This is a genomic window from Pseudomonas sp. LAMO17WK12:I5 (genome assembly GCF_900215165.1).
GTDB classification, from domain to species: Bacteria; Pseudomonadota; Gammaproteobacteria; order Pseudomonadales; family Pseudomonadaceae; genus Aquipseudomonas; species Aquipseudomonas putida_A.
The window spans coordinates 385,861-397,960 of sequence record NZ_OBDS01000005.1 but is presented as its reverse complement, the minus strand read 5'-3'; the positions used below and the strand labels follow the sequence as shown (position 1 = coordinate 397,960).

The window sequence follows — 12,100 nt, the reverse complement described above, 5'->3', positions numbered from 1 at the left end:
TTTTGTTGGCAGGCAATCAAAGGATCAAACAATCAGAAAATAAGAACGTAGGACTTGCGCACGGTCTCCTGGATATCCCAGATGCCGAGCGTATTGGCCGGCAACATCAGTGCGTCGCCACCTTGTATGTGCAGGGTTTCGCCGCCGTCGTCCGGGGTGAACGTGCAACGGCCGGAGATGAAGTGGCAGAACTCCTGTGCGGTGATCTGCCGGCGCCAGCGCCCCGGGGTGCATTCCCAGACGCCGGTTTCAACGCCGTCATCGCGCTCGACGCTGGTGGTCGAGGCAATGGCGACCGGCTCGCCGAGTGGCACGGCGACCGGGTTGGATTCATCCAGTTGCAGGCTGGCGGTGTTCTTGAACTGCGTAATGCTCATGGTGGGACCTGTCTTGTGAAGAAAACGGCGGTTAGTGCATGAAACCTTCCATGAAGCCCGCGACCTGACTGGCCAACTTGCGCCGCCACGGGGCGCTGGCCGGGTTGGCCAGGGTCTGGTCTTCGTGGACGAAACTTTTGATGATCGCGTTGTAACCGAGCCAGCGGCACGGCTCCGGCTCCCAGGCGCGTAGCGCATGAATTCCACCGTCCGGCAGCACCCACGGCTGATGCACCAGTTCGGTATCGCGCTCAAGAATCAGATCGGCCAGGGTGCGGCCGCCGAGATTGCTGGCACCCACACCCTCCCCGCCATAACCGCCGGACAACGCGATACCATTGGCGCGATCGCAGAGCATGTGCGGCTTGAAGTGCCGGGACATGCCGAGGTTGCCGCCCCAGGCGTGGGTGATCTGCACGTTTTTCAGCTGTGGGAACAGTTCGCCGAACAGATAGCGGCGCAGCTCGACTTCGTCGCGGGTCAGATCGAAGTTGTGGCGCAGTTTGCCGGCGAACTGATAACCGCCGCGGGCGCCGAAGATCAGGCGATTGTCGGCACTGCGCTGGCCATAGGTGACCTGACGGCTGAACTCACTGAAAGCCTGGCCACGGTTGAGGCCAATTTCATCCCAGGTCGCTGCCGACAACGGTTCGGTGGCGACAATCAGGCTTTGCACCGGCAACTGATAGCGACCCAACGGCGGGAGCGTGACCGAATAGCCTTCGACCGCCGGCACAATCCAGCGACTGCGCACACTGGCCCTGGCCGTGCGCAAACTGCCGGACTGCCAATGGGTGACTGGGCTGTTTTCATAGATCTTCACGCCCATGCTCTGCACGGTGCGCGCCAGACCGCGCACCAGTTTCGCCGGGTGAATGGTCGCCACGTGTGGCGCATAAATTCCGCCGTAGGGTTTCGCCACACGAATCTGTTGCGCCAGCTGTTCGGGGTTCAGCCAGCGGTAATCGTTGTCGGTCAGGCCTTGGGCATGAAGTTTGTCGAGGTATTCGCGCAGGCTGACTTCCTGCTCCGGGTAGCGGGCGGCACAGTACAGCACCCCGCCTTTACGGTAATCGCAGTGGATGCCCTCACGTTCGAGGACAACTTCCACTTCATCCGGAATGCTGTGCAGCAGATCAAACGATGCGCGACGTTGTTCTGGAGAGAGACCGGCGAGCAGTCGATCCTCGCCCAGCAGGTTACCCATCAGCCAGCCGCCATTGCGCCCGGACGCGCCGAAACCGGCGGTTTGCGCCTCGATGATGGCGATATCGAGACCGGGGGCGAGTTTTTTCAGGTAGTACGCGGTCCACAACCCGGTATAACCGGCGCCGATGATCGCCACGTCGACATCCAGATCCTGTTCCAACGCCGGCCGCGCAATCAACGGCTCGTCGAGTTGATCCATCCACAAACTGATAGTGCGCCACGCCGGCATGCAAGACTCCGCCACTGAAAACCTTCGATGGCGTCGATCCTAGTGCGTGACTTCAATCACTGTCTTGCGCGCGTGCCCGCAAAGAAATTTGTTTGGCGTAGGCCTTCGGCGACTGGCCGGTGTGCTGGCGAAAACAACTGTAAAACGCTGACAGCGAGTTGAAACCGGCAGCAAACGCCAGCTCATCGATACGCAGCGGCGGCATGGCCTGATCCAGTGACTTGAGCAAGTGCTGCAGGCGGGCCTGGTTGACGTAGCGGTAAAAGCTTTGGCCGAGCACCTGATTGAGCAGGTAGGAAATCTGATTGCGGCTGTAGCCGCACTCCTTCGCCACCCGTTGCAGATCCAGATCCGGATCGAGATACGGTTGCTGGCGTTCGAAATATTGCTGCAGATCCTCGGCCATGAAACTGATCTGGCGCGGCGACAGCCCCAGGCGACTGACCGCCGGGCGTTGACTGGGTGCGACAGCGCCGTTGGTTTGCGTGCGGACCAGCGATGCGTATTCGTTGACCCGCCAGATCAGACCGTCCTTGACCGTGATCGCTTCACTGGAGCGGAACGACACCAGCCCGTCGCCACCGCGCAAAGTCACTTCGTATTGAATGAAAGCGGTGTTGCCATCCACGCGAATCCGGTCGCAATGCTCGAGCGCTTCGTCGGATTCTCGCGGCATGCTCACGCGCACGTACTCGCGCAATTCGTCGAGGCCGAGGACCCGGTTCTGAAAGAAATCGTTGTATTGGACGTCCGGGTGATACAGCGCCATGACGCTGTCCAGATCGCGGTGCTTCCAGCTCAGGTGGTAGCGCATGACCGTGGCGGCCGTGGCCGGGGTCTGTTCGGGGCCGTCATCGTCGGCGTGCATAAAGGGCTCGGCGCAAAAGAACCGAGCTTGCCCAAGTTCGACAAAACGATCAACGAGCAAACCGTAGTGGCCATTTGGCGATGACTGATCCCGACGTGACTTACATCAAAAAACGCGCAGCAATCGCAAAATGAACTGAAAAATCTCACGGAAAATTCACATGCGGGTGCTACTTTTAACGTCACTGACCGGTTGAGCCAATGAAGGCTCTTCCCACCTAACATGAGCAAAAGGAAGCGCTCGATGAAGAAGGCGGGCAACACATGAATAAAGGCTCCAGTAAAGTCACGTTTCCCAATGCGTGCCAACTGATGCGTTGGCACTTTCATCCCATGGGTTTTGAGGCAACGATGGATGCGCCGGGCAGCATGATTGCCCGTCTGTTTGATCGTGCCAGCGGTGAAACCATGATCGCCATCGCCGGTATTCCTTGTGCGACGGTGATGAACGCGGCCGATGTCGAGCGCATCATTGAGGCTGTGGAAGACGAACTGGAGGCTTTCATTCCTCCGGAATCTCTCAAGAGTTACGCATAAACTATTGTTTTATATAAAAAAGCCCGCCAATTCAGGCGGGCTTTTTTTGTGCTTGCGTGCTACGCGTTTTGCGGCTGTTTTCGGTGATCGACGAAGAATGCCTTGCCTTGGGCAACCCGATCGGACGCCCTTGGCATGTTCACCGCCTGGGTATCCTGCGGCTCGACGTACCAGTAGCAATGGCTGACCGCCCGGGTGATACCAACGTAGGCCAGCCGCAGAATCTCGTCCTTCTGCGCCGTGTCATAAGGCTCACTGTCGCCAGCCTTGCCCAAGCCGGCCATGCGATACACCTGGTTCTTGTAGGGCGAACTGGTCAGGTGCTGGCAGTCACCGAGCAGGAACACCGCATCAGCCTGCAGCCCCTTGGCGCTGTGGTAAGTCAGCTGTTTCAGCCGTCGCGCTTCGTACGGCAAGCTCGAATCAACATTAACTACAGGCTGAATATGCTTTTCAATCAAAGACTTATCACTGCTTTTTCGATAAAGCATCAAGATTGAATCGCCGCGATTGTAATGTTCGGCCAAGCGCTGACCCATGGCCTGGTCATCACGCTCAAGCACGTTGACCGGCTGCGCAGGCTTGGGTGCGCCACTGGCTTTGGCCTTCTTGCCGGGGATTGCCGGCGCGGCACGAACGATGTGCTCGGCAGCATCAATGATGTGCTGATGGCTGCGATAGTTGTCACTGAGCATCACCCGAGTAGTGCTCGGCGACGGGAATTCCTTGTTGAACTCCATGAAGTAACTCGGCGAACTGCCGCGCCAGCCGTAAATCGACTGCCAGTCATCACCGACGCACAGCAACGAAGAACGCTGCGCACCCCGCCCGACATGCATGGCCGGGCCGCGACTGCGGATTTCCGCGAGGCTGGCGCGGATCCACGAGACGATTTGCGGCGATACGTCCTGAAACTCGTCGATCATCAAGTGCGACATCGGTCGCAGCAGCTCATCACTCAGCAGCTTCAGGTTCTCCGGCGAGTGCTCGCTGAACAGCGCGAACATACGGTTGTAGGTCATCACCGGCGGCTTCTGATCGAGCAAGTGATCTTCAAGGGCACGCCAGAGCAGGCTCAGCGCCTCAAAGAAGAATCGGTCCGGGTCGTCTTTGGCAAAACTCATGCGGCCGACGGCATCCGGCACGTCCAGCCCAAGGTTTTCGATAAAGCCGGCCGCCGCAACAAAACAGTCCAGTAACGGCGCCGAAACCAGTTCACCTTTGACCTTGTAATCGAAGCCCGGACCGGCGCTCGCGTCGCCGGCTAATGTCGCCAACACCCGCTTCGATGCTTCGTAACTATCCAACCAAATCAATGGTTTACGACAGAAAGCTTGAAACAGGGTGCGTTTCACGGCCCATTCAGCGCGCAGGCTGAGCTTGGCATTGGGACGGCAGATTTGCGGGTTTTCCCGGGGATCGAAGCCGAGCACCACCCAGGCATCGAGGCTGGGAATGTAGCCGTGGCAGTGAAAGGTCGAACCGTTGATCTCGAACGTCTGCCGGCTGGGCTCAATGCCCTTGATCGGCCAGGCACCGGCGCGAAACCACAGGTCTTCGATGGCATCGCACAGTTCTTCGTCGCGTTTGGCCGCCAGCTCGGTCACCGCCATGCGCTTTTGCACGTCCGGGTGATCGCGCTCAAGCTCCTTGAGCTGCAAGGCAGCCTTGGCCAGTGGTTGAATCAACTGGCGGAAACGTTGGTCCTGATTGAATAACCGGTGATAGCAGGCGTTGAGCTGCTGGCGCTGGGCATCATTGATTCGCAGATCGAACGGGTTGCTATCGACCTCCTCGTCAGCGCCTTGTGGCCGATTGCTTAGATTTTCAAAAGCCTGCAAGCGTTCGAACCCCGGCAGGCTGCGTACCATCGGCAAAATGCGTGAGTGAAAGGTGCGCACCAGTTCCCGCGCCTGTTGCAGGCTCAATGGCTGGCCCCAGAGCGCGAACATCTCGATCAGCTTATTGATGAAATCCTTGCGCGACTCGCGGGTGAAGGTCACCACGGTCATCGAATCCAGCTCAAACCCCAGATAATGCGTGAGCAACAGGATGCGCAGCACCAACGTGGTCGACTTGCCTGCCCCGGCCCCGGCGATCACCGAGGTCGAGGGAGTGTCACTGAAAATCATCTTCCATTGAGCGAGGCTTGGCTGGGCATGCGCGGGCAGCAGGCGCGCCACATCGGCTTTCATGCGCTTCTTCAGCTCGGCGCTGAGTGGCAGACGCCAGTCGTCGAACAGATGATTATCGACGCTCGGCGGGCGATGCTCGGTGCTGCGACTGTCACGAATCAACAGCACCTGCCGGCCTTCTTCCAGGCCTTCGAGTTTCCCCTCCTTGAAGCCGTACTCCACGCCAGCGGTGTGTCCGCTGCGAAAACCGTCCGCCTGGCCGTGTAGCCACGACGCACGGTGTTGAGCGCGCAAGCGTGTCAGGCCATGGCCGAAGAAACGTGCGGCGAGACGCTTGAACCATGGCATCTCGGCCAATGGACGAAGTTCGGGAGGAAGATCGGGAGTGTGTTGCGCCACGCTGAGGGGCTCCAGTGTGTGAGGCTGTTGGGGGCTATGGTGGCTTTATTTGCTGATGAGTTCTAGCGAAATGCTTACAGCTCATTGGTTTAGGCGATGAACTGAAAGTTGGGTGAGATCGTTTCGAGCCGGTTTCCCATCAACAGATTCGATGAGAATGCCGCACTTTTTACGCTTTTTCTCGATGATTGCCTCATGGATGATGCCCGTCATAACCGACGGTCTCGCTTCATGGCTTTGGCGTTACGCCCCATGACGAACCTTTTGAGGAGACGATCATGCTTGAACTCAGACCTTTCAATACACTGGGCGGCGCTCACCACGGCTGGTTGGATGCCCATCACCACTTTTCGTTCGCCGAATACTACGATCCGCAACGCATGAACTGGGGCAATCTGCGCGTGTGGAACGATGACGTGATCGCCGCCGGCACCGGATTCCCGCTGCACCCGCACCGCGACATGGAAATCATCACTTACGTGCGTGAAGGTGCGATTACCCACCAGGACAACCTTGGCAACAAGGGCCGTACTGAAGCAGGCGACGTGCAGGTCATGAGCGCCGGCACCGGCATCGCACACAGCGAGTACAACCTGGAAGACAAAGAGACCCGAATCTTTCAGATCTGGATTCTGCCGACGGAAACTGGCGCGCCGCCATCGTGGGGTGCCAAACCATTCCCCAAAGGCCAGCGCGAAGGCTTCGTGACCCTCGCCAGCGGCAAGGACGGCGACGATCAGAGCCTGCGCATTCGCGGTGATGCGCGGTTGGTCGCGGCCAACCTCAAGGCCGGCGAAACAGCTGAATATCAGTTGGATGCCGGACGTCGAGCGTATCTGGTACCCGCCACCGGTCTGATTGAAGTCAATGGTTTGCGCGCACAAGCTCGAGACGGTGTTGCCGTCGAGCATGAGTCAATACTGACTGTGACGGCGCTCGAAGACAGCGAAATCGTGTTGGTGGATCTGGCTTGATCGCCTGATATGCAGGTAAAAAAAGGGGCGACCGTCATGGTCGCCCCTTTTTTGCAGCTTTTGTGGCGAGGGGATTCATCCCCGATAGGCCGCAAAGCGGCCTTCTTTTCAATGGAGCGAACTGCTACGCAGTCCATCGGGGATAAATCCCCTCACCACAGGAAGAACTCACCTCCCTGAAGATCACTTGGTGCTGATTGCGCCATCCACCAGCGTTTGCGCTTCAGCCACCAGTTGCTTGAGGTGGTCGTCGCCAATGAAGCTTTCGGCGTAGATCTTGTAGATGTCTTCGGTGCCCGAAGGACGTGCGGCGAACCAGCCGTTTTCGGTCATCACCTTCAGACCACCAATGGCCTGATCGTTGCCCGGCGCATGGCTGAGAATGCTCTGAATCTTCTCGCCTGCCAGCTCGGTCGACGTCACTTGCTCCGGCGACAGCTTGCTCAACAGCGCTTTCTGCTCAGGGTTGGCCTTGGCATCGACGCGCACCGAGAACGGTTCGCCCAGTTCATCGGTCAGGGCGCGATAGGCCTGGCTCGGATCACGGCCGGTACGGGCAGTCATTTCAGCCGCCAACAACGCCGGAATCAAACCGTCCTTGTCGGTGCTCCAGACGCCACCATCCTTGCGCAGGAACGAAGCGCCAGCACTCTCCTCGCCACCAAAACCTAGCGAACCATCGAACAGGCCATCGGCAAACCATTTGAAACCGACCGGCACTTCGTACAGACGACGTCCCAGACGCTTGGCCACACGATCGATCAGGCCACTGCTGACCACGGTTTTACCTACGGCGGCGTCGGCGCGCCATTGCGGACGGTTCTGGAACAGGTAATCGATGGACACCGCCAGATAGTTGTTCGGTGCCAGCAGACCACCCGACGGGGTGACGATGCCATGGCGATCGTGATCCGGGTCGCAGGCGAAGGCCACGTCGTAACGCTCCTTGAGACCGATCAAACCTTGCATGGCATGGCTGGACGACGGGTCCATACGGATCTGTCCATCCCAGTCGACCGTCATGAAGCGGAAAGTCGGATCGACCTGCTTGTTCACCACATCCAGATCAAGACGGTAATGCTCGGCAATCGCCGACCAGTAGCGCACCCCTGCTCCGCCCAACGGATCTACACCCAGACGCAGCTTGGCGTCACGGATGGCATCGAAGTCGATCACGTTGATGAGGTCAGCGACGTAGGTGTTGAGGTAGTCGTGACGGTGCGTGGTGCTGGCCTTGAGTGCCTGCTCGTAGCTGATGCGTTTGACGCCTGCCAGCTTGTTGGCCAGCAGCTCGTTGGCCTTGGCTTCGATCCACTTGGTGATATGGGTGTCGGCCGGGCCGCCGTTGGTAGGGTTGTATTTGTAGCCCCCGCTTTGTGGCGGATTGTGCGACGGCGTAATCACGATGCCATCGGCCAGGCCCGAAGTGCGGCCACGGTTGTAGCAGAGAATTGCATGCGAAACCGCCGGTGTCGGCGTGTATTCGTCACCTTCGGCGATCATCACGGTCACGCCGTTGGCCGCCAGCACTTCCAGCGCACTGGCCCCGGCCGGGGTCGACAGCGCATGGGTGTCGATACCGACGAACAACGGGCCGTCGATGCCCTGGGCTTCGCGGTACAGGCAGATCGCCTGGCTGATTGCCAGAACGTGCCATTCATTGAAACTCAGGTCGAAGGAGCTGCCGCGATGCCCGGAAGTACCGAATGCAACACGCTGGGTGGCAATCGAAGCGTCCGGTTGGCCGGTGTAATAAGCCGTTACCAGTCGCGGGATGTCGACCAACAATTCTGCTGGTGCCGGTTTGCCCGCAAAAGGACTGATAGTCATGCAAAACCTCTGAAATAGAGTGGTTCAGGAAATACAGCGCAGTTTACTGACAGTTCGACCGCAGCGCGACGGGATCTATCCGACAGATTTCAACGTTCATTCCAGCGGCGCCAAGCGCAACGCCTCTCCCAACCTCTCGAGCGCTCCGCCCAAGCCGCTCTCTCCGTGATCCAGCAGGTTCAGGCGCAGATGCCGACGGTGCAATCCCTGCAAGCTGAACAGTTCGCCCGGCGCAATCAACACCTGTTGCCTGAGCAGGCGCTGAAACACATCGCGCATATCCACCGGCCGCCGTGCCCGCACCCAGACCGTCGCCCCACCTTGTGGCTCGACAACCTGCAGCGCTTCGCCCAGACGTTCGCGCAACAAGTCGATCATCGGCGTACGACGTTCCTTGAGGAGCCGGCGAAGTACGTGCAGATGCTGATCGACCCGACCGTTTCCATACAGCCGGGCAATGGCCTTCTGGCGAACGGGCGACAACCGGAACGAGCGCATCAGAAAATGCCGCTGCATTTCGTGCTTCCATTGGCGCGACAACACGTACCCGTAAGGCGCTTCGATACCGATGAATTTCTCGAACGTGGAGAAGACCAGCAGTCGGTCAGGGTCCAGTTGATCACGCAGACGCTCGACGCCCGTTGCCTCGCCCAGTTCACCGTAGCAGTCGTTTTCCAGCACCCAGGTGCCGTGCTCGCCAAGCAGGCCGGCGATCACGTTGCGGTTATCCGCTGGAACCTGTGTACCGCGCGGCATGCACAGGCCCGAGGACAGCAGAATCAGCCGCACGTCTTCGGTCTTGAGCAGTGTTTCCAGCCGCTGCAGCTCCAGCCCGCCACAGGCCTGCAACGGCAGTTCGATTACACGCACCTCAGCCGCCTGCAGCAACCGCAGTATCACCCAGTCACAGGGCGACTCGACCAGAATGGTTGTGTGCCTGAGCTGCAGAACGGCCACCAGGATCTCCAGCACCCCGCGCATATCCGCGCCGATGTAAACATCCTCGGCGTGCCAGCACTGCTTTGGCGAGGTGGTATAGCGGGCCGCCAGGACGGCGCGTAATTCCAGTTCACCACAAGGCTGGTCGAGCAACGGCGGCTGGCGGGGATACTGGCGCAGCAGCTCACGCTCCAACAACAGCAATGGACTATCCAGTGATTGCAGCGAAACCGGATCATCAGCATTCAACAAACGCATACCCGGGTGCAGCGCGTTGACATAGAGCGTTTCGAGCAGATCATTGCTCATGGCAGGTGGCGTCCCCCCCGAAACCGCCCTGGCGTAATACCCGGACTTGGCCACTGAATAGATCCGCCCTTCCTTTTCGAGCAACGAGTAAGCGTATTGAATGGTCGAGATCGACACGTTCAAGCGATCTGCCAACTGACGCAGCGATGGCAGCCTTGAATTGCCATCGCAAGCCGACTCGGCCATCAAGCGCATCAGGTATCGATAGACTGCCTGGTAGGCGAAACCGGATTCCCGTGCAGCCTTCATGAGACGGACACCATAACCGTTGGTGCGCCCAAGGATCGCTCGCTCACTTCATCGTTCCACTGACCGGTCACCCACGCCGGAGCCATCGAGGCCTGCCGCGTCGAGTGCGGTCTCCAGTGTTTGCCGGGCCGCACCGTGCGCAGGCAAGGGTTCCATGGCGTAGAGGTGGCCGATGAGCCGAACCGGTAAACCGCTGACGTCCATCATCCACTGCATTACCTGCTCCGGGCCGTGCAGCCCCTGCATGGCCCGATGCAAATCAGGCAGCGCCACCAACATGCCGGGATGACAGCTGCGCAGGAACCGCTCGAGCCCGGCTCCACGCTCGATGAACGGCGTGAACAGCAGGCAGACCCATTGTGCTTCGTTCAGACCGTAAGTCTGGTGCAGCCAGCTCGCCGCTGCTTCGCGCAGTTCTTCCGTGGTCTGCCGTTGCCCCAGTCTTGCGATCATCTGCTCGCAGACCGGTTCCGGCACCCGCTGCAGCTGCATGTTCGCCAGCATGCGCTGGACATGTTCCGAGAACCCCGCTTCATAGCTGCGATCGCTGATGAACTCCGCTTCCAGGCCGCGTAAATGGGCCTCGATCAAAGGGTCGGCGTATTCGCCCTCACCCTGGTGAAACACCCATTCCTCTGCCTCGAACCCCAGAAACTCGCTCAGTAGCGGCCAGCGTTCTTCAAGATTGCCGACCGCCATGTCATGAATGTCGACAAATGTCGTGCGACGACATGACTCGAAGCCACCCTCGGGACGCCAGCATTGCCGCTCCGATTCGGAGTAAAAACCGCGATACAAATCCCCTCCCAATCCGTCCAGCAAAGCGAACAGCTCATCGAACGTCCCGGAATTCGGCTTCAGCGCCCCGATACCGGCCTTCTGCACGGCCCGGTCCAGGTCTTCGACAAACTGCTTCTGACGACGCGGCGATTCGCTGGCCAGCCAGGCATCCACGCCGTTACTCCAGCGAGCAATCTGGCCGTAAAATTCGGCCCGGGCCAGGCAGGCGTCGTCCCGCCACTCAAGCTTCTCGCCCCTGGCACGTCGATGCCCCATCATCAGCAGATTGGTGCGATGGGCGTTCGCGCTGTCCATTCCGAGTGGCGCCAGATGGTTGAACGGCAACACTTGTCGATGTTCCACCATGAGCAACTCGACACGGGGGTCGTCATACAGAAACAAGGCAGCGAAGCTGCGGTGCATGTTGTTCAGCGCCGCCGTCCCCGATTCGCTGCGGCGCAAGGTGGCCACACGTAACTGGAACGTGGCGGGGGCGCGGCCGGCAATACTCAACTGGGCGGCGCGCAGCAGCGCCAGCATGTAGCAACTGTCACGGGTACCGGATGGCGTCACCATAACCTTGTATTCACCCATGCGCTCCATTCCGCCGGCGGCGACCACCAGACGCTGGATCAGCAACTGCAGCGCTGTGCGCTCGGCTCTGGAAAAGAAACTCAGCAGGCGTTGCAATACTTGCTGGTAGACATAGTTCATTGCCTGATCATGGATCGTGTTCATCAGTACTTTACCCGGCATAAAAAATTCATATCGCGCATCAGCGATGACGCTGGCGCAATAAATTCATCAATAAGTAATAGACGATCAAATACTAACACTTATGATTTTGAAGTTATTTGAAACACTTGACGCAAGGAAGTCAGCAATCCCACCACCTCAGACAACGTAACCCACTGTCAGCATTGAGTTTTTTTTGATCAGAAAATATCTGAGGAAACTTCTTACAGCGTCCCACGAACATTGAGTACAACAAAAGCAGAACAACAATAGGAAATGCCCTACAGTCATTAAACAAAAACCGCTATATCGCCCATGAGGGGAAACGTTAAACGCGAAATGAAAAACAGAATGCACAGACATGGCTCATTCCTTGAGATGAAAGTAATCATTCAATTATCAGGGCTTATATGGCGAATAGAAGATACAGATGGCAGACAAAAACCGGTTCAGATGCACAACCGGCCACGCACCATGCTTGGTCTGTCTGATTATTTGCGAGAGGTAAAAACGCAAGAGTCCGTGGGGCCA

The 12,100-nt window shown here is 58.6% G+C and carries 9 protein-coding genes; 2 read left to right on the top strand and 7 right to left on the bottom strand.

Annotated elements, in window-relative coordinates:
• Positions 1-32 precede the first annotated feature (32 nt).
• Genes CRO59_RS11350 through CRO59_RS11340 form a run of 3 tightly spaced genes read right to left on the bottom strand, consistent with a single transcriptional unit; the run spans position 33 to position 2,683 of the window.
• Entirely contained in the window at positions 33-377 is a 345-nt protein-coding gene (locus CRO59_RS11350) for a cupin domain-containing protein (RefSeq protein ID WP_097087442.1), read from the bottom strand.
• A 31-nt stretch (positions 378-408) separates the two neighbouring features.
• On the bottom strand, positions 409-1,815 hold the full coding sequence (locus CRO59_RS11345) for an FAD-binding oxidoreductase (RefSeq protein ID WP_097087440.1): 1,407 nt from the start codon (positions 1,813-1,815) through the stop codon (positions 409-411).
• A gap of 52 nt (positions 1,816-1,867) precedes the next feature.
• Positions 1,868-2,683 (bottom strand): AraC family transcriptional regulator, encoded by an 816-nt coding sequence (locus CRO59_RS11340; RefSeq protein ID WP_097087438.1) that lies wholly within the window; start codon positions 2,681-2,683, stop codon positions 1,868-1,870.
• A gap of 263 nt (positions 2,684-2,946) precedes the next feature.
• On the opposite strand from CRO59_RS11340, the gene CRO59_RS11335 reads away from it, so the two are divergent.
• Entirely contained in the window at positions 2,947-3,219 is a 273-nt protein-coding gene (locus CRO59_RS11335) for a DUF1652 domain-containing protein (RefSeq protein ID WP_025109621.1), read from the top strand.
• A gap of 59 nt (positions 3,220-3,278) precedes the next feature.
• Here the strand turns inward: CRO59_RS11335 and CRO59_RS11330 are convergent, their stop codons facing one another.
• On the bottom strand, positions 3,279-5,753 hold the full coding sequence (locus CRO59_RS11330) for a UvrD-helicase domain-containing protein (RefSeq protein WP_097087436.1): 2,475 nt from the start codon (positions 5,751-5,753) through the stop codon (positions 3,279-3,281).
• Between the two features lie 278 nt (positions 5,754-6,031).
• On the opposite strand from CRO59_RS11330, the gene CRO59_RS11325 reads away from it, so the two are divergent.
• Positions 6,032-6,727, top strand: coding sequence for a pirin family protein (locus CRO59_RS11325; RefSeq protein WP_027612774.1), 696 nt, complete (start codon positions 6,032-6,034; stop codon positions 6,725-6,727).
• A 183-nt stretch (positions 6,728-6,910) separates the two neighbouring features.
• Here CRO59_RS11325 and pgm read toward each other — a convergent pair whose 3' ends face one another.
• The 3 genes from pgm to CRO59_RS11310 form a co-directional block, all read right to left on the bottom strand.
• The gene (pgm, locus tag CRO59_RS11320; protein WP_096796764.1) at positions 6,911-8,557 is read right to left on the bottom strand and encodes a phosphoglucomutase (alpha-D-glucose-1,6-bisphosphate-dependent); all 1,647 of its coding nucleotides are present in this window, start codon (positions 8,555-8,557) and stop codon (positions 6,911-6,913) included.
• Positions 8,558-8,653: 96 nt separating this feature from the next.
• Entirely contained in the window at positions 8,654-10,054 is a 1,401-nt protein-coding gene (locus CRO59_RS11315) for a PLP-dependent aminotransferase family protein (protein WP_097087433.1), read from the bottom strand.
• Between the two features lie 48 nt (positions 10,055-10,102).
• Complete coding sequence (locus tag CRO59_RS11310) at positions 10,103-11,572, bottom strand: hypothetical protein (RefSeq protein ID WP_097087491.1); 1,470 nt, start codon at positions 11,570-11,572, stop codon at positions 10,103-10,105.
• Positions 11,573-12,100 lie beyond the last annotated feature (528 nt).

What these genes read in the sequence shown, in the direction of transcription:
- CRO59_RS11350 (WP_097087442.1), bottom strand. Translation starts at nt 377, where the DNA reads ATGAGCATTACGCAGTTCAAGAACACCGCCAGCCTGCAACTGGATGAA.
- CRO59_RS11345 (WP_097087440.1), bottom strand. Translation starts at nt 1,815, where the DNA reads ATGCCGGCGTGGCGCACTATCAGTTTGTGGATGGATCAACTCGACGAG.
- CRO59_RS11340 (WP_097087438.1), bottom strand. Translation starts at nt 2,683, where the DNA reads ATGCACGCCGACGATGACGGCCCCGAACAGACCCCGGCCACGGCCGCC.
- CRO59_RS11335 (WP_025109621.1), top strand. Translation starts at nt 2,947, where the DNA reads ATGAATAAAGGCTCCAGTAAAGTCACGTTTCCCAATGCGTGCCAACTG.
- CRO59_RS11325 (WP_027612774.1), top strand. Translation starts at nt 6,032, where the DNA reads ATGCTTGAACTCAGACCTTTCAATACACTGGGCGGCGCTCACCACGGC.
- pgm (WP_096796764.1), bottom strand. Translation starts at nt 8,557, where the DNA reads ATGACTATCAGTCCTTTTGCGGGCAAACCGGCACCAGCAGAATTGTTG.
- CRO59_RS11315 (WP_097087433.1), bottom strand. Translation starts at nt 10,054, where the DNA reads ATGAAGGCTGCACGGGAATCCGGTTTCGCCTACCAGGCAGTCTATCGA.
- CRO59_RS11310 (WP_097087491.1), bottom strand. Translation starts at nt 11,572, where the DNA reads ATGAACACGATCCATGATCAGGCAATGAACTATGTCTACCAGCAAGTA.